Below are 25,104 nucleotides of genomic sequence, written 5' to 3'. Positions count from 1 at the left end.
TCGTTGGCGGTGTTTCGCGACATCGGTGACGTTCCTCCGCCGGTGGCGGCGCCGCCGCGCGGCGGCCTCCCTCAGAGCAGGGCGCTGCGGGCCCTGGTGTCCTCCGCGACGCCCAGCCGCAGCTCGACGACGTCGGCGGCGTCCGGGTACGAGCTCGCCCCGAAACCCTCCGGGAGTCCCCGGGCCGTGTCCTCCTTCTCGGCGGCCGAGCCCTCGGCGGGGATCTCCAGGACAGCCCACACCGTGGTGGTGGTCGCGTCCATCTCGGTGCCCCAGCGGCCGGACAGGGACTGGACGATGCCCAGGCCCCGGCCGCCCAGGCCGGAGATCGAGGGCCGGGCCACCCGGGGCATGGTGCTGGATCCGCCGTCGCGGACGGCGATCTCCACCCAGCCGCACGCCCCCGAGCCGCGGTCCACCTCGGCCCGCCAGGACACGCCGACGCTGTCCTCGGGGTTCTCGGAGGCGGGCAGGGGCCTGGCATGGCGGAGGGCGTTGCTGACGAGCTCGCTGAGGACGAGGGCCGCGTCGTCCACGCACTCCTCGCTGATCCGCAGGGCGCGGAGGTCGCGACAGAGCCGCTGCCTGGCACCGGCCACGGTGGCGGGGGTGTGGGGGAGCGTGACGCTCCGCTCGACCTTGTGCGGGCGGTCACCCGCGTCGAGTGGGGTGTGGTCTCCTGACACGTCGAAATCCCTGCGCGTTGGTGCTTTCTCGGGCCGTCCGGAACCCGCCCGATGTGTGCCAGCGAATTCCACCAGGGGTGGAAATGCCCCGTTCACCTCGGGAGGAAACCCACCGCGAGATGAATCACGGCGTACGACTCGCACGTCGGCGCGGGGATCGCTGACGGGACAGGGGTTCAGGGGTTGATGAGGTTTTTGTTGTTTCCTGGGACTCAGGTTGCCTGTGGAGCGGTTCGCCGCGTGGAGAGGGCTCCGGATCCTCCCCGGAGTGCAGCGGCACGGTGAACCGCATGCGCGTCCCTCGCTCCAGGCGCTGGGCGGTCACGTCGCCGCCCTGGTCCCTGGCCAGCTGGCGCACGATGTAGAGACCGAGCCCGAGCCCCCCGAAGCGGGACTCCTCACCGCGCACCCCGGACTGCACGAAGCGGTCGAAGATCCGCTCCTCGTCGCCCTGACGCAGCCCCACGCCCTCGTCGTCGACCATGACCGCGACGGCGTCGCCCTCCTCCCGCGCGCTCACGCGCACGGCCCCGCCCCGGGGCGAGAACTTGAGGGCGTTGTCCAGCAGCTGGTCCATGATCATGCCCGTGGCCAGCGGGTCGCCCGCCGTGTGCGGTAGGTCGGGCAGGTCGTCCAGGGTGACGTCGTGCCGATCGGACAGAGGGCGGAAGGCGCTGACCGCCTGCCGCAGCACCTCGGGCAGGTCGAACCGGTCGCGGCCGACCCGCATCTCGCCGCGGGCGACGTCCGAGCCCAGCTGGAGCCGGTCCACCAGCGCGGCCAGGGCCGAGGAGCGCTCCGCGATGGTGCCGACGGCCTGGTACTGCGAGTCCGGGCTGAGCCGGGACCACTTGCGCAGGAGCGTGGTGGCGTAGCCGTGGATAACGGTGATGGGGGTGCGCAGCTCGTGCCCGCTCGTGGCCAGGAACTCCTCCCGCTCGTCCTCCATGGCCTTCTGCGCGGTGATGTCGCGAAAGTCCACCACCCACTCGTGGGTGCGCGGGATCTGCGCCATCAGGATCTCCAGCCAGCGGCCGTCGCGGAGCTTGTGCTTGACGGGCTGGCCGTGGCAGGCGGGCAGCGGGAAGGGCGGGTGGCGCCCCTCCATCACCTCGGCCGTGTAACCGGTGAGCTCCACCGCCGACCGGTTCCACTTGCGCACCCGGCCGCCGAAGTCGAGCACGGCGATCCCGTCGGCGCTGGAGTCGGCCACGGCCTGCTCGTGGACGCGCTGGCGGTTGAGCTCCTCGTAGGCCAGCGCGTTGCCGATCGCCACCCCGGCGTGCGCGGCGAGCAGTTCGAGCAGCTCCAGCTCCACGTGCCCGACCTTGCGCTGGCTGTAGAGCGCGTACAGGGCGCCGTAGGGGCGGCCGTGCACGTTGGACACGCCCAGCGCGATGGTGTGCAGCCCGGGCAGGTCGGCCCAGACCAGGTCCTGGAGGCCGCGGGTGTCCTCGTTGGCCAGCAGCACGGACTTGCCGCTGCGCAGCAGCTCGCCGAACAGGCTGTCGTCCAGCGCCGAGCTGAACCCCTGGAGGTCCTCCGACAGCTCCGAGATGCTGACCAGCTCCACGCGGTCCTCGTTGAGCAGGACGAAGCCGCCCGCGTCCGCCCCGGTGAGCTCGGTGATGCCGCGGGAGATGCGGTCGAGCACGGTCTTGAGGCTGAGGTCGGCGTTGATGTCGACGACCACGTCGGTGAGCCGCCGCACGAGACGGGCCCGCTCCATCGCCGAGGAGCGGGCCTGCACGTCGCTGTCGGAGGGGTAGAGGTTGAGCACCCACCCGGCCACGCCGCCGTCGGCGTCGGGCACCCGGTTGGTGTTGATCCGCACGTCGACGACCCCGCCGTCCCTGCGCACCCGGCGGGTGTGGATGGACAGCGGGGTTCCGGCGCGCACGTGTTCGAGCACCGCGCCGTGCTCGGCCCTCAGCTCGGCGGGGACGATCGGCAGCTCGCCCCCGAGCACCTCCTCCGCACGCCAACCGAACAACCGCTCGGCGGCCGGGTTCCAGAGGGTGACTCGGAGTTCGCTGTCGACGCAGACCACCGCGTCCGCTGAGGCGGCCAGCACGGCTTCGGCGCTGAGGGGCGCGCGCTCGGAACTCACGACGTCATAGTGCCACCCGGAAGCGGCCCGGGGGCAGGGCTTTGCGCAATCGGAGCCAAATCGGCTCCGGCGCGCTAGATCACCCGGGGCTCCACGCCGCCCTCCGCGGCCATGTCGCGTCCGGCGTGCTGCCAGGCCTGCATGCCGCCGGAGACGTTGACCGCGTCCCACCCTGCCTGGTTCATCGCCGCGACGGCCTGCGCCGAGCGGCCGCCCACGCGGCAGACGACGTAGACCCGCTGGTCGCGCGGGATCTCACCCGCGCGCTGGTTGAGCTGGCCGAGCGGGATGTGCGTCGCGTCGGGCGCGTGGCCCGCGTTCCACTCGTCGTCCTCGCGGACGTCGAGGAGGTAGGCGCCCTCGGGCACCTCGGTGGCGTTGGCCTCCGGAACACCGCTGCCGAACATGTGACCCCCTGTATCCGTGTACTCCGAAAAACGTGAGAAGCGGGGAACCCGTCGGGAACCCCCCGCGTCCGAACTGTATGGCTCAGCACACCTTCGCGACGGCCCTGCCGGTCCGCCTCGCCGCCCTCGCAGCCCTCGGCCTGCTCCTCACGGCCTGTGGCAACGAGCCCGCCGGGGTGAACGCACCCGAGTCCGCACCCGACGACACCAGCCCCTCCGCCTCTCCCTCCGACGCGGCCTCCCCGTCCCCGGGGGAGTCCGGCGGCGGGGAGGCCGAGACCAGCCTCACCATCGAACGCACCCTCAGCGGGGACGAGGGCCTGGAGCCCGCGGAGGGCTACGAGGAGGGGGTGTGGACCCTCACCTGCTCCCCCGCGGGCGGCGACCACCCCGACCCCGAGGCGGCCTGCGCCGAGATCGAGGAGGTCGGCGCCGGCCCCTTCAGCAGCGGCGACACCTCCGACATGATGTGCACGATGCAGGTGGGCGGCCCCGAGGTCGTCCACGTGACCGGGCACGTCGGCGGGACCGAGGTCGACACCGAGTTCAACAAGCGCAACGGCTGCGAGATCGAGCGCTTCGAGACCCTGTCCACGGTGCTCAACCCCTGACGGGGGCGGTACCCGACGGCAGAGCGGGGAGCCGGGCCGCGCCGCCCGGCTCCCCGTCGCGCGTGCGCCGTTTGTCCACAGGCAGCGGAGAGGGGACGCCTCCGAAGAGCCGACCGGGAGACCATGGACACGGGGGCGTGCGGGGCGCCCGCCGGAGGAACCTGGCTCCCCGAACCAAGGTTAGGCGCTCGCCAACAAGCGGCACCAGAACGTTCTGCGTGCTGTGGACAACCGCGGGCCCTCCGTCGCGTGCGCGCGCGGTTCAGGCGGTGCGCGCGGTGTGGGGCGTGTCCCAGAAGGCGACCTCGTGGCGCATGCCCTCCAGGAAGAGGCGCTCGGCGCGCGCGGGCTCCGGGGCGGCCTCCTCCAGCATCCGCCCGTAGTGCTCGGTGAGGGCGGTGAACTCCGGGTCGGCGTAGGTGTCGACCCACCGGCGGTAGCGCGGCTCCTCCGGGCGGCTCGCGGCGAGCGCCAGCCCGAGCTGGTTGTAGCCCCACATGCACGGGTACACCGCGGCGAGCCCGTCGCGGTAGTCGGCGGCGGCGTCGAGCAGCCAGGCGGTGTAGGCCGCGCACGCCGGGCCCTTGTCCCGGGTGGTCAGGTCGGCGCCGAACTCCCCGGACAGGGAGCGGTGCAGTTCCAGTTCCTCGTTGAGGGTGCTGTGCGCGATGCCCACCAGGTCGGCGAGGTGCCCGTCGGGGGCCTGCCAGGCCAGCCGGGAGAAGGCCCGCGCGTAGTCGAGCAGGTAGAGGTGGTCCTGCTCCAGCCAGTACCGGAAGGCGCGATCGTCCAGGTCGCCCCGGGCGATCCCGGCGACGGTCGGGTGCGCCAGCTGCTCGGCGACCAGCGGCCGCCCGATCTCATGGAGTCGTTCGAGAATTCCCACGCCCGAAGTGTCCCATCCGCCCCTTCGGGGTCTCCGGGCGGCCCGGAAGACCCGAACGGCGGGCCCCGGTCGCTTTTCCGAAAGTTTCGAGCCTTTTCGGGTTCCCCTGGACGCGCCTGACGAAACCCCTTCTCCGCAGCTCGCGGACGCTCTTTTCGGCGCCGCAGGCCACCACCTCCTTGTGACCTATATCTCCCACAGGGGTTGACCTGCCTATCGCGACTACGTACATTCTCCGTCAGTAAGTTTCGATATTAGTTTCGAAAGTTTCGGAGCTCCATGGCGCGCGAGCCACCATCCGGACACACCACGTTCCCGCATCCCCACTGAGCACAGAAAGGCCCACCCACATGACCGGACCCTCGGAACACGTCGCGGACCGGGAGGCCGCCGACGACGGTTGGCGCGACCCCTCCCTCCCCGACGCGTCGCGCGTCGAGCGACTGCTGGGATCGATGACCCTGGAGGAGAAGGTCGCCCAGCTTCACGGTGTGTGGGTGAGCGCGGACGCCTCCGGCGAGGCCGTCGCACCGCACCAGCACGACCTCACCCAGGAACCCCCCGCCTGGGAGAAGGTCATCGAGCACGGTCTCGGCCAGCTCACCCGGCCCTTCGGCACCGCCCCGGTCGACCCCGCCGCCGGCCGGGCGTCGCTGGCCCGCAGCCAGCGGGAGATCATGGCCGCCAACCGGTTCGGCGTCCCGGCCCTGGCCCACGAGGAGTGCCTGGCCGGGTTCGCCGCCTGGACCGCGACGATCTACCCGGTCCCCCTGGCCTGGGGCGCCAGCTTCGACCCCGACCTGGTCGAGCGGATGGCCGCGCAGATCGGCGCGAGCATGCGCCGGGTCGGCGTCCACCAGGGCCTGGCCCCCGTGCTGGACGTGTCCCGCGACCCGCGCTGGGGCCGCACCGAGGAGACCATCGGCGAGGACCCCCACCTCGTGGCGACCGTGGGCACCGCCTACGTGCGCGGCCTCCAGTCCGCCGGGATCGTGGCCACCCTCAAGCACTTCACGGGCTACTCGGCCTCCCGCGGCGGCCGCAACCTCGCGCCGGTCTCGATCGGTCCGCGCGAGTTCGCCGACGTCCTGCTGCCCCCCTTCGAGATGGCCGTGCGCGACGGAGGCGCCGGGTCGGTCATGTCCGCCTACAACGACAACGACGGAGTGCCCGCCGCCGCGGACACGCGCCTGCTCACCGGCCTGCTGCGGGACCAGTGGGGCTTCGAGGGCACCGTGGTGGCCGACTACTTCGGCGTCGCCTTCCTCCAGACCCTGCACCGCGTCGCCGACTCCGCCGAGCGGGCCGGCGCCCTGGCCCTGACCGCGGGCGTGGACGTCGAACTGCCCACCGTGCACTGCTACGGCGACCGGCTCACCGCCCTGGTCCGCTCGGGCGAGGTGCCCGAGGAGCTGGTCGACCGGGCCGCCCGGCGCGTGCTGACGCAGAAGTGCCAGCTGGGCCTGCTCGACGCCGGCTGGTCCCCGGAGCCCGAGGACCCCGCCGTCCCCGTGGACCTGGACCCCGCCGAACACCGCGCGCTGGCCCGCGAGCTCGCCGAGCGCTCGGTGGTCCTGCTCTCCAACACCGACGACGCGCTCCCCCTGGCCGACACCGGGGACCTGGCCCTGGTCGGCCCGCTCGCCGACACCGCCGACGCCGTGCTCGGCTGCTACTCCTTCCCCGCCCACGTGGGCAGGCGCCACCCCGGCACCGCCGTCGGCGTGGAGATACCCACCCTGCTGGAGTCCCTGGGCGCCGAACTGCCCGGCGTCCGCGTCGAGCACCGCGCCGGGTGCTCCGTGGACGGCGACTCCACCGAAGGCTTCGCCGAGGCCGTGTCGGCGGCCGCACGCGCCCGGGTGTGCGTGGCCGTGGTGGGCGACCGCTCCGACCTGTTCGGCAGGGGTACCTCCGGCGAGGGCTGCGACGTCGAGGACCTGCGCCTGCCCGGGGTCCAGCAGGAGCTCCTGGAGGCCCTGGCCGACACCGGCACCCCCGTGGTCGCGGTGGTGGTGTCCGGACGGCCCTACGCGCTGGGCCCGGTCGCCGACCGGCTGGCCGCCGTCGTCCAGGCCTTCCTGCCCGGCGAGGAGGGCATGCCCGCCGTGGCGGGGGTGCTCTCGGGCCGGGTCAACCCCAGCGGGCGCCTGCCGGTGTCCGTGCCGCGTTCCTCCGGCGGCCAGCCCGTCACCTACCTCGGCCCCGACCTGGCCCACCGCAGCGAGGTCAGCTCGGTGGACCCGACCCCGCGCCACCCCTTCGGCCACGGCCTGTCCTACACCCGGTTCGTCTGGGAGGACCCGCGCGTGGACGCGGGCGCCGTCCGCCCGGAGGAGGCCACCCGGGTGGGCACCGACGGCGAGGTCACCGTCGGCTGCACCGTCCGCAACGTCGGCGGCTCCGCCGGGACCGAGGTCGTCCAGCTCTACCTGCACGACCCCGTCGCCCAGGTGGCCAGGCCCCGCAGACAGCTGGTCGGCTACGCGCGGGTGCACCTGGAGTCCGGGGAGGCGCGGGCGGTGGACTTCTCCGTCCACGCCGACCTGGCCTCCTACACCGGTCCGGACGGGCGGCGCGTCGTCGAGCCCGGCCGCCTGGAGCTGCTGCTGTCCGCGTCCAGCGAGGACGTCCGGCACACCGTGCCGGTCCTGCTCACCGGGCCCACGCGCGTCGTGGACCACACCCGGCGCCTGGCCTGCGGGGTCCAGCTCGACCCCGTCGACCAGTCCGGCGGGGCCGACCGGGAGGAGGTCGCCGCAGGCGGCTGAGCAGCGGGAGCCGCGGCCCCGCCCGCGGCCTCCGCCCGCGCCCGTTGAGCAAGCGCTTACCACCCCGGCCGCGGCCCCTCCCGGCCGAGCACTCCTCCACCCCCCGTACCCCCCTGACAGAGGAGACGACCACACATGAGCACCCCCTCCCCGACCGCAGGTCCGCCCGCGGGCCCGGTCCGCGTCGCTCTCGTGGGAACCGGGAACATCGCCCGCTTCCACGCGGAGGCGCTGTTGTCCCTTCCGGACCGGGCCGAGGTCGTCGCCGCCGTCGACGTCGACACCCGCGCCCTGGACGCGTTCCGCTCCCGCTTCGCGGTCCCGGCCGGGTACACCGACCTGGCCGCGATGCTGGACCGGGAGCGTCCGGAACTGGTGCACGTGTGCACACCGCCCGGCCTGCACCGGTCCCAGGCGGAGGCCTGCCTGGGCGCAGGCGCCTCCGTGCTGGTGGAGAAGCCGCCGGCGCTGAGCCTGGCCGAGGCGGAGGCGATGGCGGCGGCCGAGGGGGGCGGTCGCGGTCCGTGGATGGCCACGGTGTTCCAGCACCGCTTCGGCTCGGGCGCCCGCCGGGTGCGGGCGCTGTCGGAGGCCGGTGTGCTGGGGCGGCCCCTGGTGGCGTCCTGCCACACGACGTGGTTCCGACCCCAGGAGTACTTCGACGTGCCCTGGCGCGGCAGGTGGGAGACCGAGGGCGGCGGCCCGACCATGGGGCACGGCATCCACCAGATGGACCTGCTGCTCTTCCTGCTGGGCCCGTGGACGGAGGTGTCGGCGGTCGCCCGCCGCCAGGCGCGCGACGTCGAGACCGAGGACGTCTCCCTGGCCCGGGTGGACTTCGCCAACGGGGCGGTGGCCAGCGTGGTCAACAGCCTGGTCTCCCCGCGGGAGGAGAGCCGGATCCGGATCGACTTCGAACGGGCGACCGTCGAGCTGGTCCACCTGTACGGCTACGGCGACGGGAACTGGCGCGTCACCCCGGCCCCGGGGTTCGAGCAGGAGGTCACGGCCGCCTGGGAGGCGGGGGAGCACGGGACCGACAGCGGGCACCGCGCACAGATCGCCCGGGTGCTGGAGGCGCTGCGCGAGGGCACCGCCCCGCCCGTGTCCTCCGCCGAGTCGCTGCGGACGATGCGCCTGGTCGCCGGGGTCTACGCCTCCGCCTTCGAGGGGCGGCCCGTCGCCCCCGCCGACCTCGGGCCGGAGTCGCCGTTCCACGCGCGCATGGACGGCGGGGCGGTCCGGTGGTGAGGCCGCGCCCGCAGGTGCGCGGCCCCGGGGGCCGCCCGGACGGTCACCGCCCGCCGCCCGAGCCGAGGGGGACGCCGTGCGCCGCTACGTGATCCGCCGCCTGCTGTACATGGTCCCGACCCTGTTCGCGATCTCGCTGGTCGCGTTCCTGGTCATCCAGCTGCCCCCGGGCGACTTCCTCACCGCCTACATCGCCGAGCTGTCCGCGCAGGGGCAGGGCGTGGACGGCGCCCAGATCCGCGCCCTGGAGGAGAGGTACGGACTCGACGACCCCTTCCTCGTCCAGTACTGGAACTGGATCTCGGGGATCGTCCTGCGGGGCGACTTCGGCCAGTCCTTCCAGTACCACCGCGAGGTGGCCGACCTGATGTGGGACCGGATCGGCCTCACCCTGGCACTGGCCCTGGTCACCCTGCTGCTGAGCTGGGCGATCGCCTTCCCGATCGGGGTGTACTCGGCGGTCCGCCAGTACTCGCTGGGCGACTACGCGGTGACGTTCGTCGGGTTCGTCGGCCTGGCCACGCCGAACTTCATGCTCGCGCTGATCTTCGCCTGGGTGTCCTTCCGCTACTTCGGACAGAGCGTGGGCGGCATCGTCTCGCGCGAGTACGCCGACGCCGCCTGGAACCTGGGCAAGGTCCTGGACGTGGTGTCCAACCTGTGGATACCGGTGCTCATCATCGGCACCGCGGGCACGGCCGCGCTCGTGCGCGTGCTGCGCGCCAACCTCCTGGACGAGCTGCGCAAGCCCTACGTCACCACGGCCCGGGCCAGGGGCCTGCCCGAGTGGCGGGTCATCCTCAAGTACCCCGTGCGCATGGCGCTCAGCCCCTTCATCAGCACCATCGGCTGGATCCTGCCCACGCTCGTGGGCGGAGAGGTGATGGTCTCCATCGTGCTGAGCCTGGAGACGACCGGCCCGCTGCTGGTGGAGGCCCTGCGCAACCAGGACATGTACCTGGCCGGGAGCTTCATCCTCGTCCTCGGCGTGCTGACGGTCGTCGGCACCCTGCTGTCCGACCTGCTGCTGGCCTGGTGGGACCCGCGCATCCGCCACCACCACGTCGAGAGGGTGTGACCCATGGCAGCCCTGCCCGACCGCCCCCCGCCCCCCGAGGAGCCCCGGGGCGCCACCGCCGCCGGACCCGGGGGCCCCGAGGCCCCGGCAGCCGCGGACCCGCGGGGCGAGGCGCCCCAGCGGGTGCTCGTCTGGCGGCGCTTCCGCCGCAACAAGCTGGCCGTCACCGGTGCGCTCGTGCTGTGCGCGCTGGTCCTGGTGTCGGTGTTCTCCGAGTTCGTCGCGCCCAGCACACCGGGCGCCTACAACGCCGATCGCACCTACGCCCCGCCGCAGACGCTGCGCGTCGTGGACACCTCCGACGGGTTCGACCTGGGCATGTACGTGTACGGCTACCAGGTGGAACGCGACCCCGAGACGCTCGCCAACACCTACACCGTCGACGAGTCCGTGAAGATCCCGGTCGGCCTGTTCGTGCGCGGCGAGCCCTACGAGATGTGGGGCCTGATCCCCTCGGACGTCCACCTGATCGGCGCCAGCGACCCGGACCAGGAGGTCTACTTCCTGGGCGCCGACCGCAACGGCCGCGACATGGCATCCCGGATCGTCTACGGCACCCGGGTGTCGATGTCCATCGGCCTGGCCGGGGTCGCGCTGTCCTTCGTCCTGGGACTCGTGCTCGGCGGTCTGTCCGGCTACCTGGGCGGGCGCGTGGACAACGCCATCCAGCGCGTCATCGAGTTCCTGATGTCCATCCCGACGATCCCGCTGTGGATGGGCCTGTCCGCCGCCGTCCCCCGCGAGTGGGGGTCGGTGCAGACCTACGTCGCCATCACCGTGCTCCTGTCGCTCATCGGCTGGACCGACCTGGCACGCGTGGTGCGCGGCCGGTTCCTGTCGCTGCGCCAGGAGGACTTCGTGACGGCCGCCCGGCTGGACGGCTGCGGCACCGGGCGGGTCATCGCCCGCCACATGCTGCCGTCCTTCGCCAGCCACATCATCGCCTCGCTGACCCTGGCCGTGCCGTTCATGATCCTGGCCGAGACCTCACTGTCCTTCCTGGGCCTGGGTCTGCAGGCGCCGGTCGTGAGCTGGGGCGTCCTGCTCCAGGAGGCGCAGAACATCCACTCGATCGCGGGCGCCCCCTGGCTGCTGCTGCCCGGGGCCGCGGTGACGGTGGCGGTGCTGGTGCTCAACTTCGTCGGCGACGGCGTCCGCGACGCCGCCGACCCGTACAGGTGAGGGAGGTGGCCGCCGTGGCGGCCCAGACCCGCGACGACGTGGTCCTGGACATCCGGGGCCTTCGGACCCACTTCACCACCGACGACGCCGTGGTGCGCGCCGTGGACGGGGTGGACCTGGCGGTCCGCCGGGGCAGCACGCTGTGCGTGGTCGGCGAGAGCGGCTGCGGCAAGAGCGCCATGGCCCGCTCGGTGCTGCGGCTGGTGGAGCCGCCCGGCGAGGTGGTGGGCGGCCGGATCCTGCTGCACCCGGAACAGGGGGGCGGGCAGCCCGTGGACCTGGCCGCCCTGCACCCCACCGGCAGGGAGATCCGCGCGGTGCGCGGCCGCGAGGTGGCCATGGTCTTCCAGGAGCCCATGTCCTCGCTGTCCCTGGTGCACACCGTCGGCAACCAGATCGGCGAGTCCCTGCGCGTGCACCACCGCGTGTCCCGCCGTGAGGCCCGCGAACGCTCCGTGGACCTGCTCGAACGCGTGCGGGTCCCCGGCGCCGGACGCGTCGTGGACTCCTACCCCTTCCAGCTCTCCGGCGGGATGCGCCAGCGGGTCATGATCGCGGCGGCCCTGGCGTGCGGGCCGCGCGTGCTCATCGCCGACGAGCCCACCACCGCGCTGGACGTGACCACCCAGGCACAGATCCTCGACCTGTTCGCCGACCTGCGCCGCGACACCGGCATGGGCCTGCTCTTCATCACCCACGACATGGGCGTGGTCGCGGAGATGGCCGACGAGGTCGCCGTCATGTACCTGGGCACGGTGGTCGAGCAGGGGCCGGTGGACGAGATCTTCCACGACCCCCGCCACCCCTACACCCGCGCCCTGCTGGAGGCGGTCCCCCGGATCGGCGCGGCCCGCTCACGCCGCCTGCCCACCATCCGGGGCGCCATCCCCGACCCCGGGAGCCAGCCCACCGGCTGCGTGTTCCGCACCCGCTGCCCCCAGGCCGTGGAGGGGCTGTGCGACACCACCGTCCCCCCGGTCACCGCCCCCGGCCCCGGCCGCCGGGTGCGCTGCCTCCTGGAGGGCGGCGTCCCGGCCCCAGGCGGCGCGGGCGCCGAACCGACCAGCGAGGAGACCGTCGATGCCGACTGAGACACCGGCCGCGACGCCGGACCCCGCGCCGCGCGGACCCGCGTCCGCCACCCCGGCCGAACCCGTCCTGAGCATCCGCGGCCTGCGGGTGGACTACCCCGTGCGCGGACGCTCGCGGCGCGGCCCCCGCCACGTGCGGGCCGTGGCCGGGGTGGACCTGGACGTGTACCCGGGCGAGACCCTCGGCCTGGTCGGGGAGTCCGGGTGCGGCAAGACCACCCTGGGTTCGAGCGTCATGCGGGCCCGCCCGGAGGCCTCGGGGGAGATCCGCTACCGCGCCTCCGACGGCCGCGTCCTGGAGGCCCTGGCGCTGCCCCGCGGCGACACCGCCGCCTACCGGCGGGAGGTGCGGATGGTCTTCCAGGACCCGCAGTCCTCCCTCAACCCCCGGATGACCCTGCGCGACATCGTCGGCGAGCCGCTGCGGATGCTGCTGGGGCTGCGCGGACAGGAGCTGGAGGCGCGCGTGCGCGAGGTCATGGAACGGGTGGGGCTGCACCCCGACCACCTGCGCCGCCACCCGCACGCGTTCTCCGGGGGCCAGCGCCAGCGGGTGGCCATCGCCCGCGCCCTGGTCCCGGGCCCGCGCCTGGTCGTGGCCGACGAGGCGGTCAGCGCCCTGGACACCTCCGTGCGCTCGCAGATCCTCAACCTCCTCCAGGACCTCCAGGACGACCTGGGCCTGACCTACCTGTTCGTCTCGCACGACCTGTCGGTGGTCGAGCACGTGTGCGACCGGGTCGCGGTGATGTACCTCGGCCGGATCGTGGAGGTCGCGCCCACCGACGAGCTGTTCGGGCGGCCGAGGCACCCCTACACCGAGGCGCTGATCTCCGCGGTGCCCATCCCCGACCCGCGGCTGCGCGGCACCCGCGAGCGCGTCCGGCTCACCGGCGAGGTGCCCGACCCCTCGCGGCCGCCGTCCGGCTGCCCCTTCCACCCCCGGTGCCGGTACGCCACCGGCCTGTGCGCCGCCGAGGAGCCCGCGCCGCGCACCGTCGCGCCCGGCCGCACGGTGGCGTGCCACCACGCCGGGGAACTCGACCTGGCCGGGATCACCGCGGACTCCGCGCCCGGCACCGCGACCACCGGTCCCCCGGCCCGCGCGACGCGGGAACCCCCCACGAGGCAGGAGCAGGAATCATGAGACGACGAACGCCAGGCGGCGCGAGGCGGTGGCTGGGCGCCGCCGCGGGAGCGGCGGCGGTCGTGGTGACCGCCGGGTGCACCTTCTTCTCCCTCGATCCCGAGGTCGAGGAGGGCGAACGGGTGGAGGGCACCGGCGAGGCGCCGATGCTCACCGCCCTCGTGGAGTCGGGCGACCTGCCCCCGCTGGAGGAGCGGCTGCCCGACGAGCCGCTGGTGGTGGAGCCCCACGACCGCGTCGGCGTGTACGGCGGCGAGTGGAACAGCGCCATCCTCGGCGTGGGCGACTGGCCCTGGCTCGGCAGGACCGTGGGCTACGAGAACCTCACCCGCTGGGACCCGGAGTGGCAGGAGGTGATCCCCAACCTCGCCGAGTCCTGGGAGTACAACGAGGACGCCACCGAGCTGACCTTCACCCTGCGCGCGGGCCTGCGCTGGTCCGACGGCGAGCCGTTCACCTCCGACGACGTCGTGTTCGCCTTCAACGACATCTTCAACAACGAGGCGCTGACGCCGGTCGCGGCCGCCGATCCCGGCACCGCCGAGAAGGTGGACGAGCGGACCTTCACCATCACCTTCGACGAGCCCGACGCCCTGTGGGCCGGGTACGACCTCCTCCAGTACCAGGTGGTGACCAAGCCCAAGCACTACCTGGAGCGGTTCCACATCGAGTACAACCCCGACGCCGACGAGCTGGCCGAGGAGGAGGGGTACGCCGACTGGGTCGAGATGTTCGAGGCCGAGGCGGGCGTGATCGACAGCTCCCGGTACTGGCAGAACCCCGACATCCCCACCATGTACCCGTGGCGGGTCGTGGAGCCGCTGGCCGACTCCGGGCGGATGGTGCTGGAGCGCAACCCCTACTACTGGAAGGTGGACACCGAGGGCAACCAGCTCCCCTACATCGACCGGGTCGTCTTCGACATCCTCCCGGACGAGGAGGTCATGCTGGTCAGGGCGCTCAACGGCGAGTTCGACATGCACTCGCGGCACTTCAACACCCTGGAGAACAGGCCCACCCTGGCCGAGGCGCGCGAGTCGGGCGGCTACGACTTCTTCGAGCTGCGGCCCGCCGAGATGAACACCGCGATGATCTCCCTCAACCTCACCCACGAGGACGAGGAGCTGCGCGAGACCTTCAACGACCGCGACTTCCGGGTGGCGCTCTCACACGCCGTCAACCGCCAGGACATCATCGACGTCGTCTACCGCGAACAGGGCGAGCCCTGGCAGGGCGCGCCCCGCGAGGACAGCCCCTTCCACAACGAGGAGCTGGCCAAGCAGTACACCGAGTACGACCCGGACCTGGCCAACGGGATCCTCGACGAGGCGGGCTACGACGAACGCGACTCCGACGGCTTCCGCACGAGCCCGCGCGGCGAGACGGTGCGCTTCACGCTGTCGGTGCCCACGGACTTTCGCCCCGACATCGTGGACTCGATGGAGATGGTCGTCGGCTTCTGGCAGGAGCTGGACATCGACGTGGAGCTCAACACCGAGGACCGCTCGCTGTGGCAGACCCGCCGGGAGAACAACGAGCACGACGCCAACGTGTGGTCGGGCGACAACGGCATGATGGACGCGATGTACGACCCCCGCTGGTACGCGCCCACCCAGAGCGGGGAGTCCAACTTCGCCATCCCGTGGGCCCAGTGGTACGTCTCCGACGGCGAGGACCCGCGCTCCCAGGAGCCGCCCGCCGACGTGCGCGAACACCTGGAGCTGTACGACGCCGTCCAGGCCGAGCCCGACCCCGGGGCCCGCGAGGAGCTGATGCGCGAGTTCCTGTCGGTCTCCCAGGAGCGGTTCTACGCGATGGGCGTCAGCCTGAGCCCGACCGGCTACGGGATCGTCGCGGACGACTTCCACAACGTGCCCGGGTCGATGCCCTCCTCCGGCAACTACAACGACCCCGGGCCGACCAACCCCGAGCAGTACTTCATCGAGGAGTGACGGCCGCGCCCTCCCCCACGGCGACAGAGGCGACAGAAGGGACAAGGACATGTCCGCGCACACCACGGCGACCACGGCAGGCGGCGGAGAACCCGTCCGGAGCGGCCTGGGGCTGGTCCACGAACAGGGGCGCTCGCTGCGCCTGACCCACGACGGCGGCGAACTCGTCCGCTACGTGTACCGGCCCTGGGACGCGCAGCTGGAGTCGCCGCGCCCCTACCTCCACCCGGTCCGCACCCTGGGCGGGGACACCGTCAGCCTGTACCGGCCGCACGACCACGTGTGGCACAAGGGGATCGCGTGGTCCCTGCCCAACGTCGGGACGGCCAACTTCTGGGGCGGCCCGACCTACCTCCGGGACGCGGGGTACCGGCAGCTCGCCAACGACGGCTCGACAGAGCACCGCTCCTTCGATCGGATCGAGGCCTCACCGGAACGGGTCTCGATAGGCGAACGGCTGGAGTGGGTGACCGAGCAGGGCGAGACCTGGTTCTCCGAGCGGCGGGGGCTGCGGTTCACCGCGGCCCCCGACCGGGGGGCCTGGACGATGGTGTTCACGACCTCCTTCACCAACCTGACGGAGGAGGAGGTCCCCTTCGGCAGCCCCACCACGGAGGGGCGGCCCAACGCCGGGTACGGGGGTCTGTTCTGGCGCGGCCCCCGCTCCTTCAGCGGGGGCCGCGCCTACGCGGAGGGGCGGGAGGGCGACGACGACCTCATGGGTGCGCGGTCGCCCTGGTTGGCCTTCACCGGCCGCCACGACGGCACGGACGGGGCTTCGACCCTGGTCTTCGCCGACGCCCCCGACAACCCCGGCCACCCCGTGAAGTGGTTCGTGCGCAGCGGGATCTTCGCCTGCGTGTGCCCGGCGCCCTTCTTCGACGAGGTGGTGACCGTCCCCGCGGGGGGCTCCCTCGCCTACCGGTACGCGGTCGTCGTCGCCGACGGGGAGCGGGGCGCGGAGGGGGCCAGGGCCCTGGCCGACCTCGGCCTGGGCGAACTGGAGGACGCGGCCGCCGAGGCGGGCTCCGGCGGCGGCACGGTCGGGGGCTCCGGCGGGGAGGAGCGGTGAACGCCCCGCGCGTGCCCGGGTTCCCCGGCGGCACCGCCGTCTCCCACCTGCGGGTCTACGCCTGGCCCGCCGTCGACGGTCGCGCCGGGGGCTCGCCCCACCTGCACACCGCGTCGGCGGAGGGCTACGTGGTGCTCCGGGGCGAGGGCGTGCTGGAGACCCTGAGCGGCGCGGGGTTCCAGCGGACCCCGCTGCGGCCCGGCAGCCTGCTGTGGTTCACGCCGGGGACCGTGCACCGGCTGGTCAACGACAGCGGCGACCTGGAGATCCTGGTCGTCATGCAGAACGCCGGTCTGCCGGAGTCGGGCGACGCCGTGCTCACCTACCCGGGCCGGGTCCTGGCCGACCCGGACGCCTACCGGCGGGCCACCGTGCTGCCCCTGGCCGTCACCTCGGCCGAGCGGGCGGCCCGGGAACGCCGGGACCTCGCCGTGGAGGGCTACCTGGAGCTGCGGGAGCGGGTGGAGCGGGAGGGGCCGGACGCGCTGAAGGGGCTGTACCGGGCCGCCACGGAGCTGGTCCGGGACCGGGCCGCCGGATGGCGCCACCACGTCGGCAGGGGCCCGGTCCACCAGGCGGGGACCACCGTGCGGCACCTGGAGGCGCTGGGCCGGGGTGACGGGGAACACCTCACCGATTCGGCCGTCTACACCGCCGACTCCCCTCCCGGTCCGCTGCGCAACGGCATGTGCGGGCACCTGCGGGTGTGGGACCTCGACGGGGCGAGGAGGGCCGACTGAGGGGAGAGGGGGAGGAGCGGAGCTGACGACACGGGTGCCGGGGCCGGGGGATGACGCCGCCCGGTTCCGGCCCGTGGTGCGCTCCCGGTGCGTCCGCGGGACCGGGCCGGGAAGGCGGCTGAGGGCCGAACGCCTGCTCAGCGGCCCGGGCCCTCCTGCCGTCGAAGCACGTGCCGACGGCGCCGCGACCGGGTTCGGCACCGCCTCCACCAGGTGGGGAGCCGGAGCGCGCGGGAACCCGGTGGAGCGGTCGATCGGCCCCCGCCGGGTATCCTGCCTCCACCGGGGTACGAAGGGGTTGTGCCCCGGAAGACTGATCGCGGGCTGCCGTGAGCTGGCCGAAGGTTGGCGAGCAGCGATCCGCGCCAGCCGGGGGTACGGGGGTCGTCCCCCGGAAAACAGACCGCGGGCTGCCGCGAGCTAGCCGAAGGTTGGCGAGCAGCGATCCGCGCCAGCCGGGGGTACGGGGGTCGTCCCCCGGAAAACAGACCGCGGGCTGCCGCGAGCTAGCCGAAGGCTAGCGAGCAGCAACCCGCGCAACGTGGGCGAGGAGGGATTTGAACCCTCACATCCTTTCGGACACACGGACCTGAACCGTGCGCGTCTACCGTTCCGCCACCCGCCCGAGTGACATGCCATTCAGTTGTGTTGCCAGGTGAACCGGGCTTTTCGGCCGTTTCCCCCTGGCGACATGCATAAGGCTAGCACGGTCTGAAGGTGGGTCGCACACGCTTTTCGGACCACCGGTCCGGGGCCCCGGGCGGCCGTCCCGGGGGTGCGCCTGAAACCAGGGGCACCTTTACCCGGTTACGATCGTCTACACATACGAAGTGGAGTACAAAGGGAGGTACCTCGTGGGAGTGCTCCAACGCTTCGAGCGCAGGCTTGAGGGCATGATCGAAGGCACCTTCGCGATGGCCTTCAAGTCCGAGCTCCAACCGGTCGAGGTGGCGAGCGCCGTCCAGCGTGAGATGGACGAGCGGGCGGCCATCGTCGCCCAGGGCCGCACCCTGGTCCCGAACGACTTCATCGTCGAGCTGGCCACCAGCGACAAGGAGCGCCTCGAAGTCTACGCCGACAGCCTGGGGCAGGAGCTGTCCAAGCTGGCACGCGACTACGCGACGGAGCAGGGCTACTCCTTCGTCGGGCCGGTCCGCGTGCACTTCAGGTCCGACGAAGGCCTCAAGACCGGCCGCTTCCGCATCCGCTCCGGCGTCGTGCGCGGCACCATGGTCGGCAAGGACGGCGAGGTCCGCCAGCCCGTCGGCGACCCCGGGCCGAGCGGGGGCCAGCAGCAGGCCGGGCGTCCGCGCCTGCTGATCTCCCCCGGCGGCGCCGCCGCCGAGGGCGCCATCGCCAGCCACGGGATGCAGCAGTCCTTCGAGCTGACCACCCCGGTCACCCTCCTGGGCCGCGGCACCGACTGCGACCTGCGCCTGGTCGACAACGGCGTCTCCCGCCACCACGTGGAGATCCGGCTGGACGGCGACGAGGCCATCCTCGTGGACAAGGGCTCGACGAACGGGACCTTCGTCAACGGACAGCAGGTCAGGCAGGCCCGCCTGGTGGACGGCAGCAGGATCAGCCTCGGCCGCACCACCATGACGTTCCGCCGCGACTGACGTCCCGCGGTGGAACCAGAAAACCAACGCGGTTCCGCGGGCGTCTGACAAGGGGCGGGCCGGGCTCAGGCCCGCTGTCGGATATCCGGCCGGGAGGGTAGTCTCCGCGAAGACCTGACCGATCGGGCACAATGGCCGCGGCCGCAGGCCGCGTCCAGCGACCTCGAGACTCACCGACCCGAAGGTGGGCAGACATGGTGGCGGCGCAGATGACCGCCATCCCGGCCGAAGCACGACAGGGGCTGAAGAGCAGTTCGATGTCCAACTTGACCCTCATACTGATCAAGATCGTGTATCTCGCGGGGCTTTGGCTGTTCGTCCTCACCGCGATCGGTGTGATCCGCACGGATCTCTTCGGCTCCAAGAAGAAGCCCCGGAGGAACCCGCGCCCGGCGGCGCCGCGCCGGGACCGGGACCCCTCCCCGTCGTACTCGTCGGCGCAGCCCGCCCGGCCGCCCCGCGCGCGCCGGAACGAGCCCACGGCCCTGGTCGTCACCCAGGGGTCGCTCAAGGGCACCAGCGTCGACCTCGCGTCGCAGCCCATCCTCATCGGACGCGCTCCGGACTCCACCCTCGTCATCACCGACGACTACGCGTCCGGCCGCCACGCACGCGTCTACTCCGACAACGGCCGCTGGTTCGTGGAGGACCTGAACTCGACGAACGGCACCTACCTCGGCCAGCAGAAGCTGAACCGCCCCCAGCCCATCACGGTGGGACAGCCCATCCGTATCGGCAAAACCGTCCTGGAACTGCGCAAATGACAATCGCTCTCCGATACGCGGCGTACTCCGACGTAGGATGCCTCCGCGAAGGCAACGAAGACTCCGGCTACGCCGGCCAGAACCTCCTCGCGGTCGCCGACGGCATGGGCGGTTACGCCGGCGGCGAGGTGGCCAGCTCCATCGCGATCTCCTCGATCCGCCGCCTCGACTCCGAGCCGCCCCGGTCCGACGAGATGGCCGAGGTGCTCCAGCGCGCCGTCGAGCAGGCCAACGCCTCCCTGTCGCGCAGGATCATGGAGGAGCCCCAGCTGGAGAACATGGGCACCACCCTGACGGCCATGCTCTGGGCCGGTCCGCGGGTGGCGCTCATCCACATCGGCGACTCCCGCGCCTACCTCATGCGCGGCCCCCGCTTCGAGCAGATCACCCACGACCACACCCTGGTGCAGACCCTGGTGGACGAGGGCAAGATCACCGAGGAGGAGGTCGCCACCCACCCGCAGCGCTCCCTCATCCTGCGCGCCCTGGACGGCAAGAGCCCGGTCGACCCCGACATCTCCATCAGCGAGGCCAAGGCGGGCGACCGCTACCTGCTCTGCTCCGACGGGCTCTCCGGCGTGGTCAGCAAGAAGACCATCCACGAGACCCTCGCCACCGAGGCCGACCCGCGCAGCGCGGCCAAGAAGCTCATCGAGCTGGCCATCCGCGGCGGCGGCCCGGACAACATCACCGCGGTCGTCGCCGACGTCATCGAGGCCGAGACCGACAGCGAGGGGCCCACCCGCGCCTCCCAGGTGGTCGGCGCCGCGGACCAGCGCCGCGAGAACGTCGACCAGGGCAACGACACACCCGCCAGACGGGCGCAGGAACTGCGCGGGGGATCCGGCGACACCGCCGAGATGGACCCCGTCCGTGACGAGCCCGGCCCGGACGCCTACGCCTCGGGCGGCGCCTACCAGGAGTCCTACAACGGCGACTACGACGACTACGAGGCCCCGCCGGCCGACCGGCGGGGCCGTCCCGAACCCGAGTACCGCCGCAGGCGCTGGTGGCCGATGGTGCTGGTGTTCCTGGTCGTGGTCGCCGTCGTCGCGGGGGCCACGTACTACTTCGGCAGCCGCTACGTGAACAGCCAGTACTACGTGGGCCCCTCCCCCTCGGGGGACACCGTCAGCATCTACCAGGGCATCAACACCGACATCGCGGGCTTCAGCCTGTCGGAGGAGGTGGAGGAGACCGGGATCACCCTGGACTCGCTCTCGGAGGCCGACCGCGGATCGGTGGAGAACACCCTGCCCGCGGAGAGCCTGGACGACGCCCGGGCGAGCGTGGACGTGCTGAGCGAGGGTACGGCCGGGGCCCGGACCGAGGAAGGGTCCGGGTGAGCCCGCGTGAGTAAGGCTTCCGAACCCGAGGCGCCCACCGCGCTGCCACCCGTCAAGAGGCGCAACGCCGAACTGGTCCTCATCCTCTTCGCCATCGTCATCACCATGGCGGGCATCGCGATCGCGGGCGTCAACCTCAACGGCCAGGTCCCCGGCGCGATGTGGACGGTGGGCCTGACCTTCGCGGCCCTGTCCGCCGCCGCGCACGTGGCGATGCGCTTCGTGGCGCCCTACGCCGACCCGCTGATCCTGCCCTGTGCGCTGTTCCTCAACGGCATCGGCGTGGCGATGATCTGGCGGATCCAGGCGGGCGAGGCCGAGGATATCGAGCGCGCCGGGGTCGGCTCGCAGCTGATGTGGACGGCGATCGGCCTGGTCCTGTGCTTCCTCATCATCATCTTCCTCAAGGACCCCAGGGTCCTCCAGCGCTACACCTACGTCAGCGGCCTGGTCGCGATCATCCTCCTCGCCCTGCCGATCATCCCCGGCCTGGGCCAGGAGGTGTACGGCGCCCGGCTGTGGATCGGCATCGGGCCGTTCACCATGCAGCCGTCGGAGTTCGCCAAGATCGCCCTGGTGATCTTCCTGGCGTCCTATCTGATGAGCAAACGCCAGGTGCTCCAGATCGTCGGCAAGCCGATCAAGATCGGCCGCTTCACGCTCATCGAACTGCCCCGGGCGCGCGACCTGGCACCGATCCTGGTCGGCTGGGTGCTGGCCATCGGCATGCTGGTGCTCCTGCGCGACCTGGGCACCTCGCTGCTGCTCTTCGGCACGTTCCTGGCGATGCTGTACGTGGCCACCCAGCGCTCCTCGTGGGTGACCATCGGCCTGCTCCTGTTCGCGGCCGGGGCGTTCGTGGCCTACCTGCTCTTCTGGCACGTCCAGGCCCGCGTCAACATCTGGCTCAACGCCTTCGACCAGGAGGTGTACGAGGCGGTCGGCGGCAGCCAGCAGCTGGTGGAGGGGCTGGTGGGCATGGCCTACGGCGGCCTCTTCGGCACCGGCATGGGCGCGGGGGCCCTGTACGACACCTTCGCCGCCGACAGCGACCTCATCCTCGCCACGATCGGCGAGGAGCTGGGCCTGACCGGCCTGCTCGCCATCCTCATGGTGCTCGGCCTGTTGGTGGAGCGCGGCATGCGCATGGCGCTCGCGACCACCGGCGCGTTCAACAAGCTGCTGGCCAGCGGTGTCGCCTTCCTTCTCGCCTACCAGGTCTTCATCGTCCTGGGCGGCCTGACCCGGGTGATCCCGCTGACCGGCTCGACCACGCCCTTCATGGCGGCGGGCGGTTCCGCGCTGCTGGCGAACTGGATCATGATGGGGATCCTGCTCCGCATCAGTGACAACGCCAGGCGCCCAGCACCGCAGGCCATCCAGGACGAGGGCGCGACACAGGTGATCCGACGATGAACACACCGATCCGCAGACTCAGCATCTTCGCCTTCGTCCTGATCCTGATCCTGATGGCCAACGTCACCTGGCTCCAGGGCTTCCAGGCGCAGGCGATCAAGGACGACCCGCTCAACCGGCGCCAGTTCACCGAACGGCTCAGCGAGGCCCGCGGCCCCATCCTGGTCGCGGACGACAACGTGGCCTACTCGGACAACATCGCCGGCGAGGGTGAGCCCGCGGAGTTCCAGCGCATGTACGAGGGCGGCGGCCTGTACACGCCGATCGTCGGCTCCTTCCGCACCTACGGCGCCTCGGGCATCGAACTCACCGAGAACTCGCTGCTCGACGGCAGCGACGACCGGCTGGCGGTGCGCAACTTCCGCGACATCATCACCGGCCGCGAGCCCGAGGGCGCCCAGGTCCAGCTCACCCTGGACCCGGAGGTGCAGCAGGCGGGCTACGAGGCCTTCCAGGGCCTGGGCGACAAGAACGGCGCGGCCGTGGCGCTCGACCCCAGCACCGGGGCGATCCTGGGCGCGGTGTCCTACCCGTCCTACGACGCCAACGAGGTCGTCAGCATCACCGACATCGACGCGGCCGTGACCAACTACACGGAGCTGGAGGCCGACCCGCGCAAGCCGCTGCTCAACCGGGCCCTCCACGAGTTCTACCCGCCGGGCTCGACGTTCAAGGTGGTGACCGCCGCGGCGGCCATGGAGCACCTGGGCGCCACCCCGGAGACGACCCAGGAGGCGCCCGACGTGCTGGAGCTGGGCGGCACGCTGCCCAACGCCACCCCGGGCGGGACCTGCAACGGCGGCCAGCCCGACACCCTGGCGCACTCGATCCAGATCTCCTGCAACACCTCGATGGCCAACTGGGCCATCGAGATGGGCGGAGAGGCCCTGTCGGAGCAGGCCACCGCCTTCGGGTTCAACCGCGAGGAGGAGTTGACGGTCCCGCTGTCGGTGATCCCGAGCAGCGCTCCGGTGGAGACCGACCGCAACATCCTGGGCCGCGCCGGCATCGGCCAGTCCAACGTGCAGGCGACCCCGCTCCAGATGGCGATGGTCGCCGCGGGCGTGGCCAACTCGGGTGAGGTCATGAAGCCCTACGCGGTGGACACCGTGCGCGACTCGGACCTGTCCGTGGTCACCCAGACCAGCCCGGAGAGCTACTCGCAGGCGGTCAGCGCCAGCACGGCCGAGTCCCTCACCGAGATGATGACCCTGGTGACCGGCCCGGGCGGCTCGGGTACCAACGCGGCCATCTCCGGCATGGAGGTCGCGGGCAAGACCGGTACCGCCGAGACCGGTGACGGAAGCCCCACCCACAACTGGTTCATCGGTTTCGCCCCGGCTGACGACCCGCAGGTCGCGGTCGCGGTCGTGGTCGAGTACGGCGGCGGCAGCGGCAACGAGCTGGCCGCGCCGATCGCCCGGCAGATGATGGAGGCAGTGGTTCAGTAGTGAGCGCCTACGAACCGTCTTCCCAGAACGGTCCCGGTGACCTCACCGGGACCGTTCTGAGCGACCGTTACCGCCTGGAGGAGCAGGTGGGCTCCGGTGGCATGGGCACGGTCTGGAAGGCCACCGACACCCTGCTCAACCGGCCCGTGGCGGTCAAGCTGCTGCACCCCTCCCAGATGGCCGAGCCCACGGCGAGGGAACGGTTCCGCACCGAGGGCCGGATCACCGCCGGCCTCTCCCACCCCGGGATCGCCCAGGTCTACGACTACGGCGAGGAGAACGGCCGCGCCTTCCTGATCATGGAACTCGTGGTCGGCGAACCGCTCTCGCAGGTCCTGCGCGAGCAGGGCCACCTCAGCGCGGACCAGACCCTGGACTTCGTGTACCAGGCGGCCAAGGCCCTGGCCGCCGCGCACGCGCGCGGCGTGGTGCACCGCGACATCAAGCCGGGCAACCTGCTGGTCACCCCGGACGGCCAGCTCAAGCTGACCGACTTCGGCATCGCCCGCGGCGACATGTCGGTCACCCTCACCCAGACCGGCATGGTCATGGGCACCGCCCAGTACATCTCCCCCGAGCAGGCCTCGGGCAGGCCCGCGACCTCCTCCTCGGACCTGTACGCCCTCGGCGTGGTGGCCTACGAGTGCCTGGCCGGAACACCGCCGTTCACCGGCGACACCCCGGTGGCGCTGGCCCTGGCGCACACCCGCGACGAGCCGCCGGAACTGCCCGAGGACGTGCCCGACGACGTCAACCACCTGGTGTCCTCCCTCCTGTTGAAGGAGCCCGAGGAGCGGCCCGCGTCGGCCAGCGAGGTCGCGCACACGGCCGCGGTGATCCGCTCCAACGCCGGAACCGGTCCGCCCACACCCTCCACCGGGTTCCAGGGGATGGCGCAGACCGCCGTGGTGGGAGCGGTGACCGGACCCGGCTCCGGCTCGATGACGTACCGGACCGGGGGGCAGCCGACCGCCGTCGCCGGTCAGGAGGACGCGTCGGCTAGGCTGGCCGGGGCACCGGAGCGGCGCCGCCGCGTCAGCGTGCCCGTGATCCTCGCGGCCGCGGCCGCGGCGATCATCATCGCGGCCGCGGTGGTGGCCGGATTCCTGTCCAACGGGAGGTCCGAGGTGGGCAACATGCGCGACACCGTCGACCCTCCCGCGGCGAGCCCTTCCTCCTCTCCGGAGGAGACCGAGGAGCCCGTGGAGTCCGCCCCGGCGGACGTCCCCATGGCCCCGGAGGGCGACACCGGCTGGAATACGCAGCCGCAGGACCCGGTGGGGAGTCCGAGCCCCTCCCCGGACGAGGACGCCGAGGAGAGCGACGCCCCCGAAGACGGTGAGGACGACGACTCCGAGGGCGGCCAGAGCCCTCCGCCCGACCCCGGCACGGGTGAGACCCCGGAGCCCCCGCCGAACAACGGCGGGGGAAACAACGGCGGTGACGACGGCAGTGGCGGTAACAACGGCGGCGGAGAAGAAGTAGGCACCACCTAGAGACCGTGAGCGAGAGACGTTCAGG

General features: G+C 72.3%; 20 protein-coding genes and 1 tRNA gene. 16 read left to right on the top strand and 5 right to left on the bottom strand.

Annotation, left to right across the window (positions count from 1 at the left end; genetic code table 11):
• Positions 1–71: 71 nt before the first annotated feature.
• From NDAS_RS26060 to NDAS_RS26050, 3 genes are all read right to left on the bottom strand, one after another.
• Positions 72–686 carry an ATP-binding protein gene (locus NDAS_RS26060; protein ID WP_013156253.1) on the bottom strand — a complete coding sequence of 205 codons (615 nt, stop codon included), beginning with the start codon at positions 684–686 and terminating at the stop codon, positions 72–74.
• Between the two features lie 124 nt (positions 687–810).
• Positions 811–2,796, bottom strand: coding sequence for a sensor histidine kinase (locus tag NDAS_RS26055; RefSeq protein ID WP_013156252.1), 1,986 nt, complete (start codon positions 2,794–2,796; stop codon positions 811–813).
• A 74-nt stretch (positions 2,797–2,870) separates the two neighbouring features.
• Positions 2,871–3,203, bottom strand: a complete 333-nt coding sequence (locus tag NDAS_RS26050; protein ID WP_013156251.1) for a rhodanese-like domain-containing protein — start codon at positions 3,201–3,203, stop codon at positions 2,871–2,873.
• A 77-nt stretch (positions 3,204–3,280) separates the two neighbouring features.
• On the opposite strand from NDAS_RS26050, the gene NDAS_RS26045 reads away from it, so the two are divergent.
• A complete protein-coding gene (locus NDAS_RS26045) occupies positions 3,281–3,814 on the top strand; it encodes an SSI family serine proteinase inhibitor (RefSeq protein WP_013156250.1) in 534 nt (177 codons plus the stop codon).
• A gap of 262 nt (positions 3,815–4,076) precedes the next feature.
• Here the strand turns inward: NDAS_RS26045 and NDAS_RS26040 are convergent, their stop codons facing one another.
• Complete coding sequence (locus tag NDAS_RS26040) at positions 4,077–4,700, bottom strand: TenA family protein (protein ID WP_013156249.1); 624 nt, start codon at positions 4,698–4,700, stop codon at positions 4,077–4,079.
• 350 nt (positions 4,701–5,050) lie between these two features.
• Between NDAS_RS26040 and NDAS_RS26035 the strand changes: the two genes are divergently transcribed.
• From NDAS_RS26035 to NDAS_RS25995, 9 genes are all read left to right on the top strand, one after another.
• The gene (locus NDAS_RS26035) at positions 5,051–7,471 is read left to right on the top strand and encodes a beta-xylosidase/alpha-l-arabinosidase (protein WP_013156248.1); all 2,421 of its coding nucleotides are present in this window, start codon (positions 5,051–5,053) and stop codon (positions 7,469–7,471) included.
• Positions 7,472–7,606: 135 nt separating this feature from the next.
• Positions 7,607–8,722 carry a Gfo/Idh/MocA family protein gene (locus NDAS_RS26030; RefSeq protein ID WP_013156247.1) on the top strand — a complete coding sequence of 372 codons (1,116 nt, stop codon included), beginning with the start codon at positions 7,607–7,609 and terminating at the stop codon, positions 8,720–8,722.
• 76 nt (positions 8,723–8,798) lie between these two features.
• Complete coding sequence (locus NDAS_RS26025; protein WP_013156246.1) at positions 8,799–9,800, top strand: ABC transporter permease; 1,002 nt, start codon at positions 8,799–8,801, stop codon at positions 9,798–9,800.
• 3 nt (positions 9,801–9,803) lie between these two features.
• The gene (locus NDAS_RS26020) at positions 9,804–10,982 is read left to right on the top strand and encodes an ABC transporter permease (protein WP_013156245.1); all 1,179 of its coding nucleotides are present in this window, start codon (positions 9,804–9,806) and stop codon (positions 10,980–10,982) included.
• A 5-nt stretch (positions 10,983–10,987) separates the two neighbouring features.
• Positions 10,988–12,073 (top strand): ABC transporter ATP-binding protein, encoded by a 1,086-nt coding sequence (locus NDAS_RS26015; RefSeq protein WP_049800397.1) that lies wholly within the window; start codon positions 10,988–10,990, stop codon positions 12,071–12,073.
• Positions 12,063–13,220: an ABC transporter ATP-binding protein gene (locus tag NDAS_RS26010; protein WP_013156243.1), complete on the top strand. Its 1,158-nt coding sequence runs from the start codon at positions 12,063–12,065 to the stop codon at positions 13,218–13,220. The genes NDAS_RS26015 and NDAS_RS26010 overlap by 11 nt, the downstream gene beginning before the upstream one ends.
• Before the next feature lie 65 nt (positions 13,221–13,285).
• The gene (locus NDAS_RS26005) at positions 13,286–15,172 is read left to right on the top strand and encodes an ABC transporter substrate-binding protein (protein ID WP_041553515.1); all 1,887 of its coding nucleotides are present in this window, start codon (positions 13,286–13,288) and stop codon (positions 15,170–15,172) included.
• Between the two features lie 49 nt (positions 15,173–15,221).
• Positions 15,222–16,244 carry a DUF6807 domain-containing protein gene (locus NDAS_RS26000; RefSeq protein ID WP_013156241.1) on the top strand — a complete coding sequence of 341 codons (1,023 nt, stop codon included), beginning with the start codon at positions 15,222–15,224 and terminating at the stop codon, positions 16,242–16,244.
• Positions 16,241–16,984, top strand: a complete 744-nt coding sequence (locus NDAS_RS25995; protein WP_013156240.1) for a cupin domain-containing protein — start codon at positions 16,241–16,243, stop codon at positions 16,982–16,984. The genes NDAS_RS26000 and NDAS_RS25995 overlap by 4 nt, the downstream gene beginning before the upstream one ends.
• Positions 16,985–17,526: 542 nt before the next feature.
• Here NDAS_RS25995 and NDAS_RS25990 read toward each other — a convergent pair.
• A tRNA-Leu gene (locus NDAS_RS25990) sits at positions 17,527–17,609 on the bottom strand.
• 229 nt (positions 17,610–17,838) lie between these two features.
• Here NDAS_RS25990 and NDAS_RS25985 point away from each other — a divergent pair.
• The 6 genes from NDAS_RS25985 to NDAS_RS25960 all read left to right on the top strand — a co-directional run bounded on the left by NDAS_RS25985 (position 17,839) and on the right by NDAS_RS25960 (position 25,079).
• Positions 17,839–18,606 (top strand): FhaA domain-containing protein, encoded by a 768-nt coding sequence (locus NDAS_RS25985; protein ID WP_013156239.1) that lies wholly within the window; start codon positions 17,839–17,841, stop codon positions 18,604–18,606.
• 257 nt (positions 18,607–18,863) lie between these two features.
• On the top strand, positions 18,864–19,370 hold the full coding sequence (locus NDAS_RS25980) for an FHA domain-containing protein FhaB/FipA (protein WP_013156238.1): 507 nt from the start codon (positions 18,864–18,866) through the stop codon (positions 19,368–19,370).
• Positions 19,367–20,716: a Stp1/IreP family PP2C-type Ser/Thr phosphatase gene (locus NDAS_RS25975; protein WP_013156237.1), complete on the top strand. Its 1,350-nt coding sequence runs from the start codon at positions 19,367–19,369 to the stop codon at positions 20,714–20,716. The genes NDAS_RS25980 and NDAS_RS25975 overlap by 4 nt, the downstream gene beginning before the upstream one ends.
• Positions 20,717–20,722: 6 nt before the next feature.
• Complete coding sequence (locus tag NDAS_RS25970; protein WP_013156236.1) at positions 20,723–22,132, top strand: FtsW/RodA/SpoVE family cell cycle protein; 1,410 nt, start codon at positions 20,723–20,725, stop codon at positions 22,130–22,132.
• On the top strand, positions 22,129–23,583 hold the full coding sequence (locus NDAS_RS25965) for a peptidoglycan D,D-transpeptidase FtsI family protein (RefSeq protein ID WP_013156235.1): 1,455 nt from the start codon (positions 22,129–22,131) through the stop codon (positions 23,581–23,583). Before NDAS_RS25970 ends, NDAS_RS25965 begins: the two co-directional genes overlap by 4 nt.
• Complete coding sequence (locus NDAS_RS25960; RefSeq protein WP_013156234.1) at positions 23,583–25,079, top strand: serine/threonine-protein kinase; 1,497 nt, start codon at positions 23,583–23,585, stop codon at positions 25,077–25,079. The genes NDAS_RS25965 and NDAS_RS25960 overlap by 1 nt, the downstream gene beginning before the upstream one ends.
• The last annotated feature ends 25 nt before the right edge of the window (positions 25,080–25,104 follow it).

The organism is Nocardiopsis dassonvillei subsp. dassonvillei DSM 43111 (genome assembly GCF_000092985.1).
Classification (GTDB): Bacteria; Actinomycetota; Actinomycetes; order Streptosporangiales; family Streptosporangiaceae; genus Nocardiopsis; species Nocardiopsis dassonvillei.
Note: the sequence above shows the minus strand (reverse complement) of the source record. Positions and strands in the feature narration are given on the sequence as shown.